Annotated in this window: 20 protein-coding genes; 13 read left to right on the top strand and 7 right to left on the bottom strand. The window is 54.8% G+C overall.

Features of this window, described 5'->3' with window-relative positions:
* Positions 1-70: 70 nt before the first annotated feature.
* Positions 71-3,184, top strand: coding sequence for a multidrug efflux RND transporter permease AcrD (acrD, locus tag JM656_RS06425; protein ID WP_203360463.1), 3,114 nt, complete (start codon positions 71-73; stop codon positions 3,182-3,184).
* 94 nt (positions 3,185-3,278) lie between these two features.
* Here acrD and ypfM read toward each other — a convergent pair whose 3' ends face one another.
* Positions 3,279-3,338, bottom strand: a complete 60-nt coding sequence (gene ypfM, locus JM656_RS06420; protein ID WP_001386977.1) for a protein YpfM — start codon at positions 3,336-3,338, stop codon at positions 3,279-3,281.
* Positions 3,339-3,751: 413 nt separating this feature from the next.
* On the opposite strand from ypfM, the gene JM656_RS06415 reads away from it, so the two are divergent.
* Genes JM656_RS06415 through JM656_RS06405 form a run of 3 tightly spaced genes read left to right on the top strand, consistent with a single transcriptional unit; the run spans position 3,752 to position 5,467 of the window.
* Positions 3,752-4,108 (top strand): ArsC family reductase, encoded by a 357-nt coding sequence (locus JM656_RS06415; protein WP_203360462.1) that lies wholly within the window; start codon positions 3,752-3,754, stop codon positions 4,106-4,108.
* Between the two features lie 3 nt (positions 4,109-4,111).
* Complete coding sequence (gene dapE, locus JM656_RS06410; RefSeq protein WP_203360461.1) at positions 4,112-5,239, top strand: succinyl-diaminopimelate desuccinylase; 1,128 nt, start codon at positions 4,112-4,114, stop codon at positions 5,237-5,239.
* A gap of 27 nt (positions 5,240-5,266) precedes the next feature.
* Positions 5,267-5,467, top strand: coding sequence for a YpfN family protein (locus JM656_RS06405; RefSeq protein WP_203360460.1), 201 nt, complete (start codon positions 5,267-5,269; stop codon positions 5,465-5,467).
* A gap of 79 nt (positions 5,468-5,546) precedes the next feature.
* Here the strand turns inward: JM656_RS06405 and ypfH are convergent, their stop codons facing one another.
* The 6 genes from ypfH to dapA all read right to left on the bottom strand — a co-directional run bounded on the left by ypfH (position 5,547) and on the right by dapA (position 12,107).
* The gene (ypfH, locus tag JM656_RS06400) at positions 5,547-6,245 is read right to left on the bottom strand and encodes an esterase (protein WP_203360459.1); all 699 of its coding nucleotides are present in this window, start codon (positions 6,243-6,245) and stop codon (positions 5,547-5,549) included.
* A gap of 72 nt (positions 6,246-6,317) precedes the next feature.
* Positions 6,318-8,333: a tRNA(Met) cytidine acetyltransferase TmcA gene (locus JM656_RS06395; protein WP_203360458.1), complete on the bottom strand. Its 2,016-nt coding sequence runs from the start codon at positions 8,331-8,333 to the stop codon at positions 6,318-6,320.
* 15 nt (positions 8,334-8,348) lie between these two features.
* Positions 8,349-9,215: a neutral zinc metallopeptidase gene (locus JM656_RS06390; protein ID WP_203360457.1), complete on the bottom strand. Its 867-nt coding sequence runs from the start codon at positions 9,213-9,215 to the stop codon at positions 8,349-8,351.
* Positions 9,216-9,353: 138 nt separating this feature from the next.
* Positions 9,354-10,067 (bottom strand): phosphoribosylaminoimidazolesuccinocarboxamide synthase, encoded by a 714-nt coding sequence (gene purC / locus JM656_RS06385; protein ID WP_203360456.1) that lies wholly within the window; start codon positions 10,065-10,067, stop codon positions 9,354-9,356.
* A 110-nt stretch (positions 10,068-10,177) separates the two neighbouring features.
* Positions 10,178-11,212: an outer membrane protein assembly factor BamC gene (gene bamC / locus JM656_RS06380; protein ID WP_203360455.1), complete on the bottom strand. Its 1,035-nt coding sequence runs from the start codon at positions 11,210-11,212 to the stop codon at positions 10,178-10,180.
* Positions 11,213-11,228: 16 nt separating this feature from the next.
* Positions 11,229-12,107 (bottom strand): 4-hydroxy-tetrahydrodipicolinate synthase, encoded by an 879-nt coding sequence (gene dapA / locus JM656_RS06375; RefSeq protein ID WP_203360454.1) that lies wholly within the window; start codon positions 12,105-12,107, stop codon positions 11,229-11,231.
* 145 nt (positions 12,108-12,252) lie between these two features.
* Between dapA and JM656_RS06370 the strand changes: the two genes are divergently transcribed.
* The 9 genes from JM656_RS06370 to JM656_RS06330 all read left to right on the top strand — a co-directional run bounded on the left by JM656_RS06370 (position 12,253) and on the right by JM656_RS06330 (position 22,573).
* Positions 12,253-12,825 (top strand): glycine cleavage system transcriptional repressor, encoded by a 573-nt coding sequence (locus JM656_RS06370; protein ID WP_202882566.1) that lies wholly within the window; start codon positions 12,253-12,255, stop codon positions 12,823-12,825.
* Positions 12,825-13,295, top strand: coding sequence for a thioredoxin-dependent thiol peroxidase (gene bcp, locus JM656_RS06365; RefSeq protein WP_162379060.1), 471 nt, complete (start codon positions 12,825-12,827; stop codon positions 13,293-13,295). Before JM656_RS06370 ends, bcp begins: the two co-directional genes overlap by 1 nt.
* Before the next feature lie 261 nt (positions 13,296-13,556).
* Positions 13,557-14,174 (top strand): 4Fe-4S dicluster domain-containing protein, encoded by a 618-nt coding sequence (locus JM656_RS06360; RefSeq protein ID WP_203360453.1) that lies wholly within the window; start codon positions 13,557-13,559, stop codon positions 14,172-14,174.
* Entirely contained in the window at positions 14,174-16,195 is a 2,022-nt protein-coding gene (gene hyfB, locus JM656_RS06355; protein WP_203360452.1) for a hydrogenase 4 subunit B, read from the top strand. Before JM656_RS06360 ends, hyfB begins: the two co-directional genes overlap by 1 nt.
* A gap of 10 nt (positions 16,196-16,205) precedes the next feature.
* Positions 16,206-17,153: a respiratory chain complex I subunit 1 family protein gene (locus tag JM656_RS06350; RefSeq protein ID WP_203360451.1), complete on the top strand. Its 948-nt coding sequence runs from the start codon at positions 16,206-16,208 to the stop codon at positions 17,151-17,153.
* 16 nt (positions 17,154-17,169) lie between these two features.
* Entirely contained in the window at positions 17,170-18,609 is a 1,440-nt protein-coding gene (locus tag JM656_RS06345; RefSeq protein ID WP_203360450.1) for a hydrogenase 4 subunit D, read from the top strand.
* A gap of 11 nt (positions 18,610-18,620) precedes the next feature.
* A complete protein-coding gene (gene hyfE, locus JM656_RS06340; RefSeq protein ID WP_203360449.1) occupies positions 18,621-19,271 on the top strand; it encodes a hydrogenase 4 membrane subunit in 651 nt (216 codons plus the stop codon).
* Positions 19,272-19,275: 4 nt separating this feature from the next.
* Positions 19,276-20,868: a hydrogenase 4 subunit F gene (hyfF, locus tag JM656_RS06335; protein WP_203360448.1), complete on the top strand. Its 1,593-nt coding sequence runs from the start codon at positions 19,276-19,278 to the stop codon at positions 20,866-20,868.
* Positions 20,846-22,573, top strand: a complete 1,728-nt coding sequence (locus JM656_RS06330; protein WP_203360447.1) for an NADH-quinone oxidoreductase subunit C — start codon at positions 20,846-20,848, stop codon at positions 22,571-22,573. Before hyfF ends, JM656_RS06330 begins: the two co-directional genes overlap by 23 nt.
* Positions 22,574-22,576: the final 3 nt, after the last annotated feature.

Below are 22,576 nucleotides of genomic sequence, written 5' to 3'. Positions count from 1 at the left end.
TGACGCCTTGCCGCTACAGTGATGCAAGTCATACCCATAACGATACGTAGAAACACGAGGTCCTCTTTTAATGGCGAATTTTTTCATCGATCGCCCCATTTTTGCCTGGGTGCTGGCAATACTGTTGTGCCTGACAGGAACCCTGGCCATCTTATCTTTGCCCGTTGAACAATACCCCGATCTGGCACCTCCGAACGTGCGAATCACCGCAAACTATCCGGGCGCGTCCGCACAAACGCTGGAAAATACCGTCACTCAGGTTATCGAACAGAATATGACTGGTCTCGATAATCTGATGTACATGTCGTCGCAGAGCAGCGGAACAGGGCAAGCGTCGATCACACTCAGCTTTATCGCCGGGACCGACCCGGATGAAGCGGTGCAGCAGGTACAAAACCAGCTGCAATCCGCGATGCGCAAGTTGCCGCAGGCGGTACAGGATCAGGGCGTCACCGTGCGAAAAACCGGGGATACCAACATCCTGACTATCGCGTTTGTGTCTACCGATGGCTCAATGGATAAGCAGGATATCGCCGACTATGTCGCCAGTAATATTCAGGACCCGCTGAGCCGCGTGAATGGCGTCGGGGACATTGATGCCTACGGTTCACAGTACTCAATGCGAATCTGGCTGGACCCCGCCAAACTGAACAGCGTTCAGATGACCGCCAAAGACGTGACCGACGCCATTGAGTCGCAGAATGCGCAGATCGCCGTCGGGCAGCTTGGCGGTACGCCCTCGGTAGACAAACAGGCGCTGAACGCCACCATTAATGCGCAATCGCTGCTGCAAACGCCCGATCAATTCCGCGCCATTACGCTGCGCGTCAATCAGGACGGTTCCGAAGTTAAACTGGCGGATGTCGCTACCGTCGAAATGGGGGCGGAAAAATACGATTACATCAGCCGCTTTAACAGCAATCCTGCTTCTGGTCTCGGGGTGAAACTGGCCTCTGGTGCCAATGAAATGGCCACTGCCAGTCTGGTGCTTCACCGTCTGGATGAGCTGGCGCAGTACTTCCCGCATGGGCTGGAATACAAGGTGGCCTATGAAACGACCTCCTTCGTAAAAGCCTCTATTGAAGACGTGGTAAAAACGCTGCTGGAAGCTATCTTGCTGGTGTTCCTGGTCATGTACCTGTTCCTGCAAAACTTCCGTGCGACGCTGATCCCGACCATTGCGGTGCCCGTGGTATTGATGGGCACCTTCTCCGTCCTCTACGCGTTTGGTTACAGTGTCAATACGCTGACGATGTTCGCGATGGTGCTGGCGATCGGCCTGCTGGTCGATGACGCCATCGTGGTCGTGGAGAACGTCGAGCGAATAATGAGCGAGGAAGGGCTCACTCCGCGCGAAGCAACACGCAAATCGATGGGGCAAATTCAGGGGGCACTGGTCGGTATCGCGATGGTGCTTTCCGCAGTATTTGTGCCGATGGCCTTCTTCGGCGGGACAACCGGCGCGATTTATCGACAGTTTTCTATCACCATTGTGGCCGCGATGGTGCTCTCCGTGCTGGTAGCGATGATCCTGACCCCTGCCCTGTGCGCCACGTTGCTGAAGCCATTGCATAAAGGCGAACAGCACGGGCAAAAAGGATTCTTCGGCTGGTTTAACCGCAGCTTTAACCGCAATGCTGAACGTTACGAAAAAGGGGTCGCGAGAATTCTGCATCGCAGCCTGCGCTGGATACTGATCTACGTGCTGCTGCTTGGCGGTATGGTGTTCCTGTTTTTGCGCCTGCCAACCTCATTTTTGCCGCTGGAAGATCGCGGCATGTTCACGACCTCCGTCCAGTTACCCAGCGGTTCAACGCAGCAACAGACCCTGAAAGTGGTGGAGGAAGTCGAGAAATATTTCTTTACCCATGAGAAAGACAACATCATGTCCGTCTTCTCTACCGTCGGCTCAGGACCGGGTGGAAACGGGCAGAACGTGGCTCGAATGTTTGTCCGTTTAAAAGACTGGGACGAACGAGACACCACAACCGGAACGTCGTTTGCCATTATCGAGCGTTCAACAAAAGCCTTTAGCAAGATTAAAGAAGCCCGGGTGTTCGCCAGTAGCCCCCCCGCGATCAGCGGCCTTGGCAGTTCCGCTGGGTTTGATATGGAGCTTCAGGATCACGCCGGTGCCGGGCATGACGCATTAATGGCTGCGCGCGACCAACTGATTGAGCTCGCCGGGAAAGACAGTCTGTTGACCCGTGTCCGCCACAATGGTCTGGACGACAGCCCGCAGTTGCAAATTGAAATTGACCAACGTAAAGCGCAGGCGCTTGGCGTCTCTATCGACGATATCAACGATACATTGCAAACGGCCTGGGGGTCGAGCTACGTCAACGACTTTATGGACCGAGGCCGCGTGAAGAAAGTGTACGTTCAGGCGGCGGCAAAATATCGCATGCTGCCAGGCGATATTAATCTCTGGTATGTGCGCAATAAAGAGGGCGGGATGGTGCCTTTCTCCGCCTTTGCAACCTCCCACTGGGAGACCGGTTCACCGCGTCTGGAGCGCTACAACGGCTACTCTGCGGTAGAGATTGTGGGGGAAGCTGCCCCCGGTGTCAGCACCGGCACCGCGATGGATATTATGGAGTCGCTGGTACGCGAATTGCCGACGGGTTTTGGTCTGGAGTGGACCGCAATGTCATATCAGGAACGCCTCTCTGGCGCACAAGCGCCAGCGCTGTACGCCATCTCGTTGCTGGTGGTATTCCTGTGTCTGGCGGCGTTGTATGAAAGCTGGTCGGTGCCGTTCTCGGTGATGCTGGTAGTGCCATTAGGCGTTATCGGCGCCCTGCTCGCCACGTGGATGCGCGGCCTGGAAAACGACGTCTATTTCCAGGTGGGGTTACTCACGGTCATTGGTCTCTCGGCGAAAAACGCCATTCTGATTGTCGAGTTCGCTAACGAGATGAATGAGAAAGGGCACGATCTGCTGGAGGCCACCCTGCATGCCTGTCGTCAGCGCTTACGACCGATTCTGATGACCTCGCTGGCGTTTATCTTCGGGGTGTTGCCGATGGCGATCAGCAATGGCGCAGGTTCCGGCGGTCAGCACGCCGTGGGAACCGGTGTGATGGGCGGAATGATCTCCGCAACGATTCTGGCGATCTACTTCGTCCCCTTGTTCTTCGTGCTGGTGCGTCGGCGTTTTCCGCTAAAACCACGACCAGAATAATCGCGCCATAAAAAAGGCGACCTGCCAACGGGTCGCCTTTTCTGTGTGAAACCTTCACACTATGATTATTTCACTGCTTATTTCTTCCTGAAAACTATTTACGAAGCATCACTTCGATAAAGTCTTTCCAGTTCCCCAGTTCACGTTCAATCATAACAACCTCTCTTATTATTATGGGTATTCTACAAAAACATTATCTTCAGGAGAAGATAATTTAACCGATTGGTGCAATTACATGTTTCGGAAAACGAGACTATGTCATCACTATGGTTCTATACTCATAAACTTTATGTGACCAACTGCAATATTTTGCAACAATCATACATCATCTACTACTTTCTCAATTTTGATGTAAAAACAGTCAATTGCAACAAGTGATAATCTGAATTATCACCTCTGCGGAATATTCAAGAACATTCATGTATCATTATTCACAATACATTCAACAATGTTATATTTTACGATCATAATTACCTGAGAAATAACAGCGATGATGACTATTCCGCGTGGTCATGCACTGCGATAATATTGCTTAATTATTCGAAATTCGCGTAAAAGGATTCAAAAATGGTTACCGTCTTCGGCATCAAAAACTGTGACACCATCAAGAAAGCGCGGCGCTGGCTGGAGGCGCACGGCATTGACTACCGTTTCCACGATTACCGTGCAGACGGATTAGAGAGTGAATTATTGAATACCTTTATTGCTGAGTTAGGTTGGGAAGCGTTACTGAATACGCGTGGCACCACCTGGCGCAAACTTGATGAAGCGACGCGTAATAGCATTACCGATGCTAATGCCGCTGCCGCATTGATGACAGAAACGCCAGCAATAATAAAACGACCATTGCTCTGGACGCCCGGTAAGCCTATGCTGCTTGGCTTTAGCGAATCCAGTTATCAGCAGTTTTTTAATGAGGTGTAGTCTATGTCGTGCCCGGTCATTGAGCTGACACAGCAGCTTATTCGCCGCCCTTCCCTGAGCCCGGATGATGCGGGATGTCAGGCGTTAATGATTGAACGCCTGCGCGCTATCGGTTTTACCGTCGAGCGCATGGATTTTGGTGACACACAGAATTTCTGGGCATGGCGCGGACAAGGTGAAACCCTCGCCTTTGCCGGCCACACCGACGTGGTACCGGTCGGAGATGTCGATAGGTGGATTAACCCGCCTTTCGAGCCAACGATCCGTGACGGTATGCTGTTCGGCCGCGGCGCGGCAGACATGAAAGGTTCACTGGCGGCGATGGTTGTGGCGGCAGAGCGCTTTGTGGCTCAGCATCCTAATCACCGTGGGCGTCTGGCATTCCTGATCACCTCAGATGAAGAAGCCAGCGCGCAGAACGGCACCGTTAAAGTGGTTGAAGCGCTGATGGCGCGCCGCGAAAGACTCGATTATTGTCTGGTGGGCGAGCCTTCCAGCACTGAAATCGTCGGCGACGTGGTGAAAAATGGTCGTCGTGGTTCACTGACCTGTAATCTGACGATTCACGGTGTCCAGGGCCACGTAGCTTACCCGCATCTGGCAGATAACCCCGTTCACCGTGCAGCGCCCATGCTGAACGAACTGGTGGGCATTGAGTGGGATCAGGGCAATGAATTCTTCCCTGCCACCAGTATGCAGATAGCCAACATCCAGGCGGGCACCGGCAGCAATAACGTGATCCCAGGTGAACTCTTTGTCCAGTTCAATTTCCGTTTTAGCACGGAACTGAACGACGAGATGATCAAGTCCCGCGTGCAGGCACTGCTCGACAAACATCAGTTGCGCTACACCGTCGACTGGTGGCTTTCCGGCCAACCTTTCCTGACGGCACGCGGCAAACTGGTGGATGCGGTGGTGAATGCCATTGAGCACTATAATGAGATCAAACCCCAACTGCTCACGACGGGTGGAACATCCGACGGGCGGTTTATTGCACGTATGGGAGCACAAGTGGTGGAACTTGGGCCGGTCAACGCCACCATTCATAAAATTAATGAATGTGTGAATGCGGCCGATCTGCAACTGCTTGCCCGTATGTATCAACGTATCATGGAGCAACTCGTCGCCTGATGAGTGCTCCCAAAAGAGGAAATAAGCATGGACTGGCTGGCACAATATTGGTGGGTTCTGATACTGGTTTTTCTGGTAGGCGTACTGCTGAACGTGATCAAAGATCTCAAGCGCGTCGACCATAAAAAATTCCTCGCCAATAAGCCGGATCTTCCCCCACATCGTGACTTTAACGACAAGTGGGACGATGACGACGATTGGCCGAAGAAAGATCAACCGAAGAAGTAACCCGCAGGCCGGATAGCACGCGTAGCGTTGCCATCCGGCACTCGCGCCTGATGGCGTTACGCGTATCAGGCCTTACCTATCAGATCATCTCAATCACGTCATCATCATGGGGCGTACCGCCACTCAGCGCTTCATCGAAGTAATGCTTCGGCACGGTAAAGCGCAAATGATCGAGCGCGAACTGCATACTGCGGTCATCAATGGCGTGCCCTAAACCTTCCACGATATCCAGCGTGACATCGCCCCCCGCCCGTAATAAGGCTTCCTGGGCCGCCACCGCATGCGATAACTCAATCACCCGATCCTCACCGCCGTGAATCAGATGCACGGTGGTCGCGGTTGTCGCCGTTTCCGGCAGACTGGCGTAGCGACCATTAAACGCAATCACTCTGGAGGCCAGCCCTGAATGCGCTTTCACGCTTTCGAGCGACATAATTGCGCCTTGTGAAAAGCCAATCAGCGCCGTAGCCTTCGCATCCACCCCGCTCTGCTGTTGCCAGTAGCGGATCGTTTCAACGAATACCGGCATGATAGCGTCTACCCGCGCCTGACGATTTTCTTCCGTCACGCCCTGCACGGAAAACCACTGGCGTCCCGGTGCCGGGCCACAGGGTTCTGCGCCCCCAATGCTGACAATCAGCGAGTCCGGGAACAGGGGAATAAACCAGCGCCCCAATTCCCCCATCGCAACCGGGTTGTCACCCACGCCATGAAACAGCAGCAACAACTGTTGTGCGGGTTGGGCAGGACTTTGAACAACAAAATGGTCATGTTTCATGGCAATCTCCTTAACTGATGGGTCGATTCTACGCCGCTTAATCACAATGACCATGCCAGGAAATTGAAGGAGTTAGTGAAAAAATTGCCATTGCAAAATACGATCATGTAACCGCTGCGCGCGTCCGGCATCCAGCGTTGCCAGCGCCTGCGCGACTTCCGCTCTCTGCATGGCCAGCAGCGCTTTACGCCCTGACAGAGCCAGTCTGGCGCACAATTGCACTTCACTGTCTTTGTCCCGCAGACGTCCACGTAACGCAGGAAGCGGGAGACAGCAGGTCTCCAGCAGACGACTAAGGCTGCCTAGCGACGTCAGCAGCGGACGATGGGCAAAAGCAAAACCTGCCAGCGCCTGCCAGTCATCATCATTAAGCGTAGCCTCTTTCAGCGGGATAACCGGAACCGCTTCACCGTTCCAGTGAGACAACGCCACCGCATCCCGTCGCAGACGGTGATGTTCACGCTCTGCCAGCTGTTTCCCCGCCTCGCTGATTGGCAAAATAGCCATCGCCGTAAAACACCCGCTACTCGCTTCCCGATGGTTCCCCATCCGGACGAGGATGAATCCACAGCGTTGCCAGAAGCGCCACAATGTCGCGGTGAAGCCAAAGCTGACAGAGAGATAATCCAGTCGAGACGCGTCGGCACTGGCCTGCGCGATCAACTGTTGACCAAGGCCTTCACGTTGCCGTGTGGGATGTACAGCAATGCGGCTCACGCGTCGCCCTGTCAGCGTTGCCGCCAGCGGGTAACCTCCATGCGCCGCCAGCGATTGAGCAACCAGATTGCCTCGGGGTCGGCGGTAGCCCGCCCAGACCGCCTGACTCAGACGGGCGGATAATCCGCCTTCATCCACCAGCCAGACGGCGCCAGCCACACGGTCGGTCCCCGAGGCCTGAAGAAAATGCTGACCGGGAGCATCCATCATGCGGCGTAAATCGAGCGGCGATGTACGATAGTGCGCGCCGGAGAGCAGTCGATATACCGCCAGCGGCAGTTCCGGATTTGTGCGCCAGACATCCTGTTCAAACGCTGAGATACGAATATTGCCCCGCGGGGTCTGCGCGTATGTTTCGTCATCAAAAACCAGTGCGTCGCTGACTGTTTTTTCCAACGGGCATCCTTGCGCCCAGCGAATTGGCTGGCGCAGCTCAAAACGCTGCAGATGTGCAAAGTGAGCGCAAAACTTCAGTAAAAAGCCGCGACCTGTACCTTCGTAACCCTGAACGGTGGTGGTCAACAGCGTGCGCGGAAACCGCGCCACCAGACGATGAAGTAGCGGAGCGGGCAGTGCGGCAGCTTCATCAACAATCAGCCAGTCAGCGGACTCAGCGCCCGCCAGCAACGCATCCGGCGCAATAAAACGAAATTTGTCACCCGCGAACTGCGCCAGCACGTCCGTTGCCGCTTTTGCCGGTGCCGTCACAATCGCCGTACCGCCGATTCGCCGGATCAACTGCCCTGCCAACGCCGATTTTCCCCGACCACGTGCGGCGGTGACGGTGGCCACACCGGAAGGCATTTGCAACAACTGCTGCAAAATTTCGGCTTGTTCAGGCTGCGGCTCACCCGACGCGGGTTGCCAGTCGTCACGGGCAGGAAAGTGCGGCCACGAGAAGGGCTGATGTTGTTGCCAGTGCAACACCTGCTCATCGCTGGCGATGCATCGCATAAAATGTTGTACAAAATGGGGAGTAGGGATCGGTTGTGGACAGTCGCTCCAGCGTAGCGAATCTTCGTCAGGGTGATTTTCCCAGGTAGCATAAGAAGGCGTCAGTAATACCAGCCAGCTTCCCGCCTGAAGCGTACCACTCAACGCGGCAAACGCGGCAGCGTCAAATCCCTGCCGCGCATCAAACACCGCATGACGAAACTCTCGCCCCAGTAATGTTTGCAACGCCTGAGGCCGACAGTGCGGCTCAACGGGTGCTTCAGACGCGACCCACAGCCAGTCGCCCGCTAACGCGTCGCGAAGCATGAGCGCCTGTTCAGCGCACCAGCGTTCATCACCACTGAGCACCAACAGACGACGAATGCCCTCCTGCGCCATTTGCGCAGTTAAGGTACTCAGCACATTGTTTTCCGACATCCCTGCCCCGGTCGTTTAAAAGCCTTTGCCAAAGGTATTACATTGTGCCGGGTCGCCGCTATCAAATCCGCGTTTAAACCAGCTGTAACGCTGCTCAGATGTACCGTGCGTAAAGCTGTCCGGGACAATACGCCCCTGCCCTTGCTGTTGCAGACGATCGTCGCCAATCGCCTGAGCGGCATTCAGCGCTTCTTCCAGGTCACCCGATTCCAGCACACCCTGATGTTTCATGCTGTTGCCCCAGACGCCGGCAAAACAATCCGCCTGTAATTCCATACGTACGGAAAGCTGGTTTGCTTCTGTCTGCGTTGCGTTCTGCTGCAACTGACGCACTTTCGGCTCAATGCCCAGCAGTTTTTGCACATGGTGTCCCACTTCATGGGCGATCACATAGCCCTGAGCGAAATCGCCATCAGCGCCCAGTTTGTTCTTCATGTCATCATAGAACGAGAGATCGATATAGACGGTACCGTCCGCCGGGCAGTAAAACGGCCCCATTACCGACTGGCCCGCACCGCACCCGGTACGCGTCGCGCCACGGTACATCACCAGCTTCGGTTGCTGGTAGGTACGCCCCATCTTTTCAAACTGTTGCCCCCAGGTGTCTTCTGTTGTTGCCAGGATCACCGAGGTAAATTTTGCCGCTTCATCATCATTCGGGCTGATGGAACGTGTCGATTGTTGTTGCGAGACCGGTTCACCGGTCATTAATCCGCTTAAATCCACACCGTAATAACCCGCTACCAGCACCACAATCAGCAGAATGATGCCGCCTTTGCCACTTGGCAAACGAAAGCCAGGACCGCCCATAGAGGGGCCACCACCGGTGCTATTGCGCCTGTCTTCCACATTGTCACTTTCACGACGCCCTTGCCAGCGCATAGTCATACCTCATCAATATATTCGTTATAGTGATGATCGTAGGCGCTCAGGGAGAGGATTACCATAGGAAACAGCTACCAGAATCGGCTGTTCGGGATGAACCGGAGAGTTTTTAACCCTCCGGTTTCAGAGAAGATGTTAGTCTAACTTTACACCCAGGCGGTGTGCGACGGCTTCATAGGCTTCGATCAGGCCGCCAAGACTCTGACGGAAACGGTCTTTGTCCATTTTATCCAGCGTCTCTTTATCCCACAGACGGCTGCCGTCCGGAGAGAACTCATCACCCAGTACCACTTCGCCTTTGTACAGACCGAATTCCAGTTTGAAGTCGACCAGAATCAGACCCGCATCATCAAACAGCTTTTTCAGCACATCGTTGGCTTTGTAGGTTAACTCTTTCATCCGTGCCAGATTCTCTTTGCTCACCCAACCAAAGGTTTCGCAGTAGGAATCGTTGACCATCGGGTCATGCATAGCGTCGTTTTTCAGGAACAGATCGAACAACGGCGGGTTCAGTTCAATGCCTTCCTCTACGCCTAAGCGTTTCACCAGAGAGCCTGCCGCGCGATTACGTACTACGCACTCTACCGGCACCATATCCAGCTTTTTCACCAGACACTCGGTGTCGGAAAGCAGTCGCTCCATCTGGGTCGGGATACCCGCTTCTGCCAGTTTGGTCATAATGAAATGGTTGAATTTGTTGTTCACCATCCCTTTGCGATCAAATTGTTCAATGCGCGCGCCATCCCCTGCTGACGTATCATTGCGGAATTCGAGCACCAACAGGTCCGGGTTTTCCGTGCTGTATACGGTTTTCGCTTTACCACGATACAACTCAGCTTGCTTTTGCATCTTTAACACTCCTGGGTGTGAATTAACGATAAAAATTGCGTTTTTCTGCCGACGCACACGTTTGCGTATCATATCAGAAAAAAGGGCCGGATATCTCCAGCCCTGTTTTATTACTTACTGAATGCAGCCTGGAATACGGCAACCAGGGCATCGTTTTGCGATTGCGTCAGGGTATGCCCCTTCGGATCGATAAACTGCAAGCTGCTGCGGTTATCTAAATCACCGACCTGCAATTTATAATCGCCGGAAACCAGTCCCGGATCGCTTGCGCCCAATTCCTGCCAGTCACTGTCAGAAAGCGGTTTATAGGTCACGGCGAGGCTACCCTTCGAGCGCGTGCTGTCGGTCACTTTCATGCCCGCTTTTTCAAGCGCTGCCGGCAGACGCTGCCAGACGACGTTAAACGGACCACGTACCACCAGCATTGGCAGACCGGTGTCGTCGGCCGCGCTCTGTACGTCCATGGTCGCAGCAGAACGATTCTGCGCCGCATTCGCCGCGTCAGTGGCCGTCTTATCGAGGCCCGCAGAGATAACGTTCATCATCTCAGCGCTGTAACGCTGCAACGACGCCGCATCGGCAACCGGTTTACCCGCCTGTTCCAGGTTAACCAGTTTCACTGAGACAGCCTGTTGATAACCTTGCGGTTTAACAGAGATTTGATAGCGTCCGCGATACTGCTCGTCTTCATCCAGACGGTTCCAGTCAACCCAACCGGTCGTCAGCGTCTGAGTGGCATCGTCACGTTTGTCAATCGGGTAGTTTTTAGACTGAATCAGACTAACAACCTGTGGCCACAGCGTGTTGCCACGACCATTCTCCACCAGCAGAGTTGCGGTATCGCCAGTAAACTGGGTACGCGCGCCGCTGACCAGCGCTAACGGCTGAGCTGGCGGGCGAATGTCCAGCGCTTTACCCACAGCACCGCTGCCGTTGGTCACCGGAATGTTGTAGTCGCCTGTTTGCACCGGCAGAATCATTCCTGCAGGGGCATGAAGTTCAGCAAGCGGTGCGGCATCCAGATAGGATTCATCACCGCTCACCTGGCGCTTGTAGCGCGAGTCAGAACTACAGGCAGCGAGCAGCATAACAAGCGAAACACCCGCAACCTTGGCCAGGCGCGACTTTTGTACTGAGTAAGCCATCAAATCTCCCTAAACTTTACAGCAAACCGGCATGCTTAAGCGCCGCTTTGACAATCTCACGACCATTATCCGTGATCGGCGTCATTGGCAGGCGCAGCGTATCGGTCGCCACAAGACCCAACTCCTTACATGCCCATTTCACCGGGATAGGATTGGGTTCGACAAATAGTTTGTTGTGTAACGGCATCAGACGCTGGTTGATCACACGCGCCTCGGCAAAACGCCCTTCTGCCGCCAGTTTGCACATTTCAGCCATATCGCGCGCTGCAACGTTAGTCGTTACAGAAATCACGCCATGACCACCGAGCTGCATAAAGTCCATCGAGGTCGCATCATCGCCGCTAAGCAGCGCGAAATCATCTGAAACCAGCTCTTTGATCTGGTGAACGCGACTTAAGTTCCCTGTCGCCTCTTTAATTGCGACAATATTTTTCACCTTCGACAGGCGACCAACGGTTTCCGGCAGCATATCGCAGCCAGTACGGGATGGCACATTATACAGAATTTGCGGCAGGTCGGTGTGCTCAGCGATGGCTTTGAAATGCTGGAACAGCCCTTCCTGCGTCGGACGGTTGTAGTACGGCGTCACCGTCAGGCAACCGACAATACCGCTGTCGTTGAAACGCTGAGTCAGGCTAATGGCTTCCGCAGTCGCATTGGCGCCCGTTCCGGCGATCACCGGAATACGTCCATCAGCCAGCTCCACCGTCATCATCACCACGTCGGCATGCTCATCATGACTCAGCGTGGCGGACTCGCCGGTGGTACCAACAGAAACAATCGCCGAAGTGCCGCTAGCGACATGATAATCAATCAGTTTTTTAAGGCTTGACCGGCAGACATTACCTTTATCATCCATCGGTGTAACAAGCGCGACAATACTTCCCGTGAACATGGGCCATCCTCTGTGCAAACAAGTGTCTCAATGGTACGTTTGGTACGACAATAAAAGCAAGTGACCAGAGCCGTTCTGATTGTTGTATGCAGGTTTTTTTTATGCTTTCCTTATGATTACCTCACCTCTGAAAGGAAGAACAGGATTGACATCGTCATCGCAACATTATCTGGTCATCACTGCGCTGGGTGCCGATCGCCCGGGAATTGTGAACACTATCACCCGCCATGTCAGCAGCTGCGGCTGTAATATCGAAGACAGTCGACTGGCGATGCTGGGGGATGAGTTTACGTTTATTATGTTGTTATCGGGTTCCTGGAACGCCATCACCCTGATTGAATCGACCTTGCCGTTGAAAGGCGCAGAGCTGGATTTATTGATTGTGATGAAGCGCACGACCGCCCGTCCTCGCCCGGCAATGCCCGCCACTGTATGGGTGCAGGTCGACGTGCCAGACTCTCCGCATTTGATTGAGCGTTTTACCGCCCTGTTCGACAACCACCAAATGAACATCGCCGAACTGGTTTCACGCACTCAACCCGCTGAAAACGAAAAGGCTGCGCAGCTTTTTATTCAAATTACCGCACATAGCCCGGCATCGCAGGTTTCGGTAAATATTGAACAAGCGTTTAAAGCACTATGTACAGAACTCAATGCGCAAGGCAGTATAAACGTTGTCAATTACTCACAACATGATGAACAGGACGGAGTTAAGTAATGAACCCACTGAAAGCCGGTGATACCGCACCGAAATTTAGCTTGCCGGATCAAGACGGAGAACAAGTAAATTTAACCGACTTCCAGGGACAGCGAGTTTTGGTTTATTTCTACCCCAAAGCCATGACGCCCGGCTGTACCGTTCAAGCCTGTGGCTTACGCGATAACATGGACGAGTTAAAAAAAGCAGGTGTTGAAGTGCTGGGGATCAGCACCGATAAACCTGAGAAGCTCTCCCGATTTGCTGAGAAAGAAGTCCTTAACTTCACGCTGCTGTCAGATGAAGATCATAAGGTTTGCGAACAATTCGGCATCTGGGGTGAAAAATCCTTTATGGGCAAAACCTACGATGGCATCCATCGCATCAGTTTCCTGGTCGATCCCGACGGGAAAATTGAGCATGTGTTCGATGACTTTAAAACCAGCAATCACCACGATGTGGTGCTGAACTGGTTAAAAGAAAACGCGTAACTCCTCTTCCCCGCGCCGGCGGCACCTTTGGCGCCAGCGCCGTGTTTCTCTGCGTAACACCCCCCAATGTGACTAATATCACAGTGTTATTTTCCCTGCCGACACTAATGCCGACACACCAAATCGCGGACGGTATTGACCATCACTTTTGTTCTGTTTTCGCAACAAAAACCACGTAACCAGTTGATTTTAAGATAATTAAAAAGATGGCATCCTTTGTGCATAACAGGCGTAACGTTTTGTTTTGTCTCAAGGAGCCACATGAACCGCTTTGTGATAGCCGATCCTCAGTGGTGTATTGGATGCAATACCTGTCTTGCTGCGTGTTCGGATGTACATAAAAAGCAAGGCTTGCAGCAACATCCACGACTTGCTCTGGTGCGAACCCCCACACACACCGCGCCTGTGCTTTGTCGTCACTGCGAAGACGCCCCCTGCAAGCAGGTGTGTCCTGTCAATGCGATCACGCGCCATGATGACGCCATTCAGCTCAATGAAAGCCTTTGCATTGGCTGTAAACTTTGCGGCCTTGTCTGCCCGTTTGGCGCCATTGTCCCTTCCGGCAGTCGTCCTGTTGACGTTCCCACACAGTTTGCCCATCAGGCGGAAGGACAACTCAATGACGTACCGGAAAGCGCGCCGGCGCTCAGCCCCTTCTTACGCTGGGATGCCGGGGTACAAGCCATCGCCGTTAAGTGCGACCTCTGCTATTTCCTCCCCGAAGGTCCGGCGTGCGTCGCCACCTGCGTCACTCAGGCGTTGCACCTGGTCACCGATGATGTCCTGCGCCAGCAGACCAGACTGAAACAGCAGCTGGCTGTCGACGCGATGCCAGACCTCGCGCTGGATCCTCTTTCATTGACTCAGGAGCAACGTTGATGGATGCCCTGCAATTATTGATGTGGTCGCTGGCGCTCTATGTCGCCGGCGGCGTGATGTCATTGTTATTCTCAGGACGCGATCGGGCTGCCATTAATATCGCCGGTTTATCGGGGGTTTTAGGGGGACTTACCGGTATCGGCAGTGCGATAACGCAGCTGAAAACCGGCGCGACGCTCACCTGGGCTATTCAGACCCCCTTCTCATTTGCCGCGCTGACGGTTCGAATGGACAGTCTGTCCGCCTTTATGGTGCTGGTGATTTCACTGCTGGTCACCGTCTGTGCGCTCTACTCTTTGGCCTACATGCGCGAATATGTCGGCAAGGGTGCAGCCGCGATGGGGTTCTTTATGAACCTCTTTATCGCCTCGATGGTCGGTTTGCTGGTGATGGACAACGCCTTCTGGTTTATTGTGCTGTTCGAAATCATGTCGCTGGCCTCATGGTTCCTGGTGATTGCCGAACAGGATGACGAATCCGTCAGCGCTGGCATGCTCTACTTCTTCATCGCCCACGCCGGTTCAGTTCTGATCATGATCGCCTTCTTCCTGATGTGGCGACAAAGCGGCAGCCTCGACTTCGCCAGCTTCCGGGAATTGTCACTCTCGCCCGGTCTGGCTTCTGCCGTCTTCCTGCTGGCATTTTTTGGTTTTGGCGCCAAAGCGGGGATGCTGCCGCTGCACAGTTGGTTGCCCCGCGCTCACCCTGCCGCACCGTCACATGCTTCCGCGCTGATGTCAGGTGTGATGGTGAAGATCGGTATTTTCGGCATTCTCAAAGTCGGTATCGATCTCCTCGCGCATAGCGGCATTCCGCTGTGGTGGGGCATCATCGTGCTGGCGTTTGGCGCCGTGTCTGCCGTGCTCGGCGTACTTTATGCCCTGGCGGAGCATGACATTAAGCGCCTGCTGGCCTGGCACACCGTTGAGAACATCGGCATTATTTTGCTCGGGGTCGGGGTCGGCATGATTGGCCTGTCGATACACCAGCCAATCCTGGCGGCGGTCGGCCTGCTGGGCGCTCTCTTTCACCTGCTCAATCACGCCTTGTTTAAAGGTCTGCTGTTTCTTGGCGCCGGGGCCATCATCTGGCGTTTGCACACCCGCGATATGGAAAAAATGGGCGCGCTGGCGAAAAGGATGCCCTGGACCGCAGGCGCGTTTCTGATTGGCTGTCTGGCCATTTCCGCAATGCCGCCGCTGAACGGTTTTATCAGTGAGTGGTACACCTACCAGTCGTTATTTGCCATGACCCGGTTTGACGATGTGGCATTGCGTCTGGCGGGCCCCATCGCCATCGTGATGCTCGCCATTACGGGTGCGCTGGCCGCCATGTGTTTCGTAAAAGTCTACGGAATCAGTTTCTGCGGCGCACCACGCAGCGAAAAAGCGGAACAGGCGCAGGAAGCGCCCTGGCAGATGGTGGTGGCGATGATTGTGCTCGCCGCGCTGTGCGTCTTTACCGGCATCGGCGCAAGCTGGGTCGCGCCGCAAATCATGCAGATTGTGCTCTCGTTTACGGCGGCCAGCACCGCGCCTGTGGCAGAGGGCATTTCGCTGATCCCGGGTGAAATGCATGAAACCCTGATGACTCCATCAACCGTTTTCCTGTTGCTTCTCGCCTTGCCTCTCCTGCCGGGTCTTTACTGGTGGGTCTATCGCTCCAGACGTGGCGCGTTTCGCCGCGCCGGGGATGCCTGGGCCTGCGGCTACGGCTGGGAAAGTGCGATGGCGCCTTCTGCTGGCAGCTTCACTCAGCCGTTGCGGGTGATGTTCTCCACACTCTATCGGTTACGCAAACAGCTCGATCCGTCACCACCGCTCGCCAGTGGTTTACTCCACGCCACGACCGCTGCGCGGAACACGGAACCGTTCTGGGATGAGTACATCATCGCTCCCATCGTTCGTATGACACAGCGCCTGGCGCACAAAATACAGTATCTGCAAAGCGGCGACTTCCGCCTGTATTGCCTGTATGTCGTGGCTGCGCTGGTCATTCTGTTACTGATTATCGCCGTCTGAGGAAACGACCATGACACCCACACTCTTCGACGGATATCTGGCAGGTTTTGCGTTGTTGCAGGCCGTCATTTTATTGGCACTGACGCCGTTATTCACCGGGATCTCCCGGCAGATCCGCGCCCGTATGCACTCACGCACGGGACCGGGGATCTGGCAGGACTACCGCGACATCAACAAACTGTTAAAGCGTCAGGAAGTCGCGCCCTCTTCATCGGGTCTGATGTTTCGCGTCATGCCATGGGTATTGCTCAGCAGCATGTTGGTGGTGGCAATGGCATTGCCACTCTTCATCCGTACGTCGCCCCTCGCGGGCGGCGGCGATTTGATAACCCTGATCTATCTCTTTGCCTTATTCCGCTTCTTTTTTGCCCTTTCCGGGTTGGATACCGGAAGTCCGTTCTCAGGGATTGGTGCCAGCCGGGAAATGACGATGGGTATCCTGGTGGAACCCATTCTGATCCTCTCTCTGCTCGTTATCGCGCTGATGGCCGGCTCTACGCATATCGCCGTCATTAGCAACGTACTGGCGGCAGGTTGGGCATCGCCGGTCGCCACACTGCTGGCGTTGCTCGCCTGCGGTTTTGCCTGCTTCATTGAAATGGGAAAAATTCCTTTTGATGTTGCAGAAGCCGAGCAGGAACTTCAGGAAGGGCCGTTAACAGAGTATTCCGGTGCCGGACTGGCGCTGGTGAAGTGGGGGCTTGGGTTGAAACAGGTGGTGATGGCCGCGTTGTTCATCTCGCTGTTCCTGCCGTTTGGTAACGCAACAACCCTGACTTTCAGCAGCTTACTGATCTCGCTGGTCGTGACACTGGGCAAAGTTCTGCTGCTCTTCGTACTGGCATCTTTCGTCGAAAATACTCTGGCGCGCGGCAGATTCCTGCTGACGCACCACGTTACCTGGCTCGGTTTTAGTCTCGCCGCGCTGTCGTATGTTTTCTGGTTAACCGGTCTGTAAGGAGCATCGACATACCATGGAATCTCTTGCTCTAACGACGCTGCTGCTACCGTTTATCGGCGCGCTGGTCGTTTCGCTTGCCCCACAGCGCCAGGCCGCCACATTGGGGACGCTCTTTGCCGGACTGGCGACGCTCAGTATGCTGGCGCTGGAGGTCATGTTTTACCAGGCCGGGAAAGCGACGGTTGTTCTTCCGCTGGCGAGCGTCAATGACATTGCGCTGTTTGGACTGGTGATCGATCGCGTCAGTACGTTAATCCTATTTGTGGTTGTTTTTCTCGGCCTGCTGGTTTCACTTTTTTCCAACGGCTATTTGACCGAAAAAAACCGCGAACACCCGCATAACGGCAGCAACCGCTATTACGCCTTTCTGTTGATTTTTATCGGCGCAATGTCCGGGCTGGTCCTCTCTTCCACCATTCTGGGGCAACTGCTGTTTTTCGAAATCACTGGCGGCTGTTCCTGGGCGCTGATCAGCTACTACCAGACAGCAAAATCACAGCGTTCTGCATTAAAGGCGCTGTTGATTACGCACATCGCCTCACTGGGGTTGTACCTCGCCGCCGCAACGCTGTTTTTACAGACCGGTACCTTTGCGCTCAGCGCGCTGAGTGAAGTGCAAGGTGACGCCCGCTATCTGGTTTACGGCGGCATTCTGTTCGCCGCATGGGGGAAATCGGCACAGCTGCCGCTCCAGGCCTGGTTGCCGGATGCGATGGAAGCGCCAACGCCGGTCAGTGCGTATCTGCATGCGGCCTCGATGGTCAAAGTGGGGGTCTACATTTTTGCCCGCGCGATCCTCGACGGCGGTCAGATCCCGCCTGCCATTGGCTGGACGGGCGTGGTGATGGCGCTGGTGACGCTGATCTACGGTTTCATGATGTATCTGCCGCAACACGATATGAAGCGCCTGCTGGCCTGGTCGACCATTACCCAACTGGCCTATATCTTTCTCGCGCTGTCGCTTGCCACCTTCGGTTCTCATCTCGCTTTCGAGGGCGGTATTGCTTACATCGTCAACCACGCCTTTGCCAAAAGCCTGTTCTTCCTGGTCGCGGGTTCTCTGAGCTATAGCTGCGGAACACGTCTGCTGCCGCGCCTGCGCGGCATATTGCGCACGTTGCCGCTGGTGGGAATTGGTTTCTGCGTGGCGGCGCTGGCCATCACCGGCGTACCGCCATTCAACGGTTTCTTCAGCAAGTACCCGCTTTTCGCCGCCGGTTTCATGCTCTCCAGTCAGTACTGGTTGCTGATACCTGTCCTGGTTCTGGTGCTGATTGAATCGGTCGCCAGCTTCGGTTGGTTTATTTATTGGTTTGGTCGCGTCGTGCCGGGCAAACCGAGTGACGACGTTGCGCAGGCAGTGCCGCTGCCGCTCTCAATGCGTCTGGTGTTGATGGTACTGATTGTGATGTCGCTTGTGTCCAGCGTCATCGCCGCAACCTGGCTTCAGTAAGGAGGTGAAGGATGACGGGAACAACGCTCGTAAATAATCTGGCGGGACTGATGATGCTGACGTCACTTCTGGTGATCTGCGTCAAAGGCTATCGCCTCTCATGTATTTTTTATGCCGTCCAGTCGCTGGTTCTGGTGTCCATTTTCGTGACGCTCTCGCGAGTGTTTGCGGCAGAACAATTGATGATGTGGTCGGTCAGCGCCTTCGTCACCAAAGTGGTGATGGTGCCGCTGATTATGAGTTTTGCCGTACGCAAAATCGCCCCGGTCAGCACAGAGAAGAACTTGTTCGGCCCGGCAACCATGGCGTTACTGGCCGCACTCATTGTGCTGCTCTGCGCTTTCGTCGTACAGCCGGTGAAATTACCGATGGCGGCGGACCTGAAGCCTGCACTGGCAGTCGCGTTGGGGCATTTCCTCCTCGGACTGCTGTGCATTATCAGCCAACGCAATATTTTGCGGCAGATTTTCGGTTACTGCCTGATGGAGAACGGCTCCCATCTGGTGCTGGCGCTGATTGCCTGGCGCGCGCCGGAGCTGGTCGAAATAGGCATTGCGACCGACGCTATTTTCGCCGTTATCGTGATGGTGCTGCTGGCCAGAAAGATTTGGCGGACCCATGGCACGCTGGACGTGAACAACCTGACTGCGTTGAAGGGATAATGAAATGAGTCATTCTGTCATGTTCACCTTACTGTTGCTGACGCCACTGGTTATCTCATTGATCTGTTTCGCCTGTCGCATGACGGGCGGGTCAGCACGCAACGCGGTCACCCTGATTCATACCGTGGGGATCACATTACTGCTGATTCTGACGCTCTGGACGGTAAAAGAAGCGCTGAGCGAAGGCGAGATTTTCGCCGGGCATCGCTGGCTGCATATTGATAGCCTGAGTGGACTGTTTTTAGCCATTCTGGGGGTCATTGGTTTTCTCACGGGCCTCTATTCAATCGGTTATATGAATCATGAGGTGAAACACGGAGAAATCACCGAGCCTACGCTCTGTAACTATTACGGTTTCTTCCATTTGTTTTTGTTCACGATGCTGCTGGTGGTGACCAGCAATAACCTGATCGTGATGTGGGCGGCGATTGAAGCCACCACCCTCAGTTCCGCGTTTTTGGTGGGTATCTACGGCCAGCGCTCCTCACTGGAAGCGGCCTGGAAGTACATCATCATCTGTACCGTTGGTGTCGCTTTCGGTCTGTTTGGCACCGTTCTGGTATACGCCAACGCCGCGAGCATCATGTCCGATCCTAATCTGGCGATTTTCTGGACCGACGTATTGAAGCAGGCGACGCTGCTTGATCCGACACTGATGCTGCTGGCGTTTGTGTTTGTCCTGATTGGTTTCGGTACCAAAACCGGTCTGTTCCCGATGCACGCCTGGCTGCCGGATGCGCATAGTGAGGCGCCAAGCCCGGTGAGCGCCCTGCTTTCTGCGGTACTGCTTAACTGTGCGCTGCTGGTGTTGATCCGTTATTACATCATTATCTGCAACGCCATCGGCAGTGATTTCCCCAATACGCTGCTGTTGATCTTCGGTCTGTTGTCCGTCGGGGTTGCCGCCTTCTTTATTCTCGTGCAGCAGGACATGAAACGTCTGCTGGCCTATTCCAGCGTGGAAAATATGGGGCTGGTCGCCGTCGCGCTGGGTATCGGCGGGCCGCTGGGTATTCTGGCGGCGTTGCTGCATACGTTAAACCACAGTCTGGCGAAAACCCTGCTGTTCTGCGGTTCCGGCAACGTACTGCTGAAATACGGCACGCGAAATATTGATGTGGTCTGCGGCATGCTAAAAATCATGCCGTTTACCGCCGTCCTGTTTGCGGGCGGTGCATTGGCGCTCGCGGGCATGCCTCCGTTCAATATCTTCCTCAGTGAATTTATGACCGTCACGGCGGGTCTTGCCCGTGATCATATCGTGCTCACCATTGTGCTCTTGCTGCTGCTGACGGTGGTGCTGGCGGGTCTGATCCGCATGGTCGCCCGGGTTCTGTTTGCTCGCCCACCAGAGGCGGTGAGTCGCGGTGAACTGGGCTGGCTGACGACACTACCCATGGTGGTTCTGCTGGTCATGATGCTGGTCATGGGTACCCACATACCGCAACCGGTAAGCCGAATTCTGGAAAATGCCTCCGCGATCGTGCTTTCAGGCTCCTCTGAACGCCCTATTCAGCTAAACGGCTGGCGTGATTTTGTTAACCCCACTACTGCATCGGTACCGGAGAGTAAAAGTGAATTATTCAGACAGCGTTAATAACCAGTCAATCCGCGGCGAAGCCTGTCTGGCCGCAGTACGAAATCAGTTTCCTGGCGCGGTGCTGGACGAAGAGCGACAAACACCGACGCAGGTGACGATTACGGTAAAAACGAATCTGCTGCCCGACATCGTGCATTATCTTTACTACCAGCATGAAGGCTGGCTACCGGTGCTGTTTGGTAACGACGAACGAAGCCTGAACGGACACTATGCGGTTTACTATGCGCTCTCGATTGAAGGCGCGGAAAAATGCTGGATTGTGGTGAAGGCGTTGGTCGATGCCAACAGTCGTGAGTTCCCATCGGTCACGCCACGCGTCCCTGCTGCGGTCTGGGGCGAGCGGGAAATTCGCGATATGTATGGCCTTATTCCGGTCGGTTTGCCCGATCAGCGCCGACTGGTGCTGCCAGACGACTGGCCTGACGATATGCATCCGCTGCGTAAAGACGCCATGGATTATCGCCTGCGCCCAGGACCGACGACCGATAGCGAAACCTATCCGTTTATTAACGACGGCGGTGATGATGCGCGCGTGATCCCCATCGGTCCGCTGCATATTACCTCCGACGAACCCGGCCATTTCCGCCTTTTTGTCGATGGTGAGCGGATCGTCGACGCCGATTATCGCCTGTTTTACGTGCATCGCGGCATGGAAAAACTGGCGGAAACGCGGATGGGCTACAACGAAGTGACATTTTTGTCGGACAGGGTCTGCGGCATTTGTGGATTTGCCCACAGCGTGGCCTACGCCACGTCCGTCGAAAATGCGCTTGGGATCCACGTCCCGCAGCGTGCGCATACCATCCGTTCGATATTGCTGGAAGTAGAGCGCCTGCACAGCCATCTGCTTAATCTGGGTCTTTCCTGCCACTTTGTCGGCTTCGATACCGGCTTTATGCAGTTTTTCCGCGTGCGCGAAAAATCGATGACGATGGCGGAACTGCTGACGGGTTCGCGTAAAACCTATGGTCTCAACCTGATCGGCGGCGTTCGCCGCGATATTCTCAAAGAGCAGCGTCTGCAAACGCTGAAGCTGGTCCGGGAGATGCGCGCAGAGGTTTCGGATCTCGTCGAAATGTTGCTCGCGACCCCCAATATGGAACAACGCACCCAGGGCGTCGGTATTCTCGACCGACAAATTGCCCGCGACTTTAGTCCCGTAGGACCGTTGATTCGCGGCAGCGGTTTTGCCCGCGACCTGCGTTTTGACCACCCGTATTCTGACTACGCCAACATCCCGAAAACGCTGTTCAGCTTCCCTGGTGGCGATGTGTTCTCCCGCGTGATGGTACGCGTGAAAGAGACCTTCGACTCGCTGGCGATGATCGAATACGCCCTCGACATGATGCCGAATACGCCGCTGCTCACCGAAGGCTTCACCTATCGCCCGCATGCTTTTGCACTCGGTTTTGTAGAGGCACCACGCGGCGAAGATGTGCACTGGAGCATGCTCGGCGACAACCAGAAGCTGTTCCGCTGGCGCTGCCGCGCCGCGACCTATGCGAACTGGCCAGTTCTGCGCTACATGCTGCGTGGCAACACCATTTCTGATGCGCCGCTGATTATCGGCAGCCTCGATCCTTGCTATTCCTGCACTGACCGCGTGACGCTGATTGATGTGCGTAAGCGCAAGTCGAAAACCGTGCCGTATAAAGAGATCGAGCGCTACAGCATTGACCGTAGCCGTTCGCCGCTGAAGTAAGGA

This window comes from Citrobacter sp. R56, assembly GCF_016811995.1.
GTDB classification, from domain to species: domain Bacteria; phylum Pseudomonadota; class Gammaproteobacteria; order Enterobacterales; family Enterobacteriaceae; genus Citrobacter_D; species Citrobacter_D enshiensis.
Note: the sequence above shows the minus strand (reverse complement) of the source record. Positions and strands in the feature narration are given on the sequence as shown.

Bases quoted from the DNA above. Each gene is read 5' to 3' on its own strand.
- acrD (WP_203360463.1), top strand. From the start codon at position 71: ATGGCGAATTTTTTCATCGATCGCCCCATTTTTGCCTGGGTGCTGGCA.
- JM656_RS06415 (WP_203360462.1), top strand. From the start codon at position 3,752: ATGGTTACCGTCTTCGGCATCAAAAACTGTGACACCATCAAGAAAGCG.
- dapE (WP_203360461.1), top strand. From the start codon at position 4,112: ATGTCGTGCCCGGTCATTGAGCTGACACAGCAGCTTATTCGCCGCCCT.
- JM656_RS06405 (WP_203360460.1), top strand. From the start codon at position 5,267: ATGGACTGGCTGGCACAATATTGGTGGGTTCTGATACTGGTTTTTCTG.
- ypfH (WP_203360459.1), bottom strand. From the start codon at position 6,245: ATGAAACATGACCATTTTGTTGTTCAAAGTCCTGCCCAACCCGCACAA.
- JM656_RS06395 (WP_203360458.1), bottom strand. From the start codon at position 8,333: ATGTCGGAAAACAATGTGCTGAGTACCTTAACTGCGCAAATGGCGCAG.
- JM656_RS06390 (WP_203360457.1), bottom strand. From the start codon at position 9,215: ATGCGCTGGCAAGGGCGTCGTGAAAGTGACAATGTGGAAGACAGGCGC.
- purC (WP_203360456.1), bottom strand. From the start codon at position 10,067: ATGCAAAAGCAAGCTGAGTTGTATCGTGGTAAAGCGAAAACCGTATAC.
- bamC (WP_203360455.1), bottom strand. From the start codon at position 11,212: ATGGCTTACTCAGTACAAAAGTCGCGCCTGGCCAAGGTTGCGGGTGTT.
- dapA (WP_203360454.1), bottom strand. From the start codon at position 12,107: ATGTTCACGGGAAGTATTGTCGCGCTTGTTACACCGATGGATGATAAA.
- bcp (WP_162379060.1), top strand. From the start codon at position 12,825: ATGAACCCACTGAAAGCCGGTGATACCGCACCGAAATTTAGCTTGCCG.
- JM656_RS06360 (WP_203360453.1), top strand. From the start codon at position 13,557: ATGAACCGCTTTGTGATAGCCGATCCTCAGTGGTGTATTGGATGCAAT.
- hyfB (WP_203360452.1), top strand. From the start codon at position 14,174: ATGGATGCCCTGCAATTATTGATGTGGTCGCTGGCGCTCTATGTCGCC.
- JM656_RS06350 (WP_203360451.1), top strand. From the start codon at position 16,206: ATGACACCCACACTCTTCGACGGATATCTGGCAGGTTTTGCGTTGTTG.
- JM656_RS06345 (WP_203360450.1), top strand. From the start codon at position 17,170: ATGGAATCTCTTGCTCTAACGACGCTGCTGCTACCGTTTATCGGCGCG.
- hyfE (WP_203360449.1), top strand. From the start codon at position 18,621: ATGACGGGAACAACGCTCGTAAATAATCTGGCGGGACTGATGATGCTG.
- hyfF (WP_203360448.1), top strand. From the start codon at position 19,276: ATGAGTCATTCTGTCATGTTCACCTTACTGTTGCTGACGCCACTGGTT.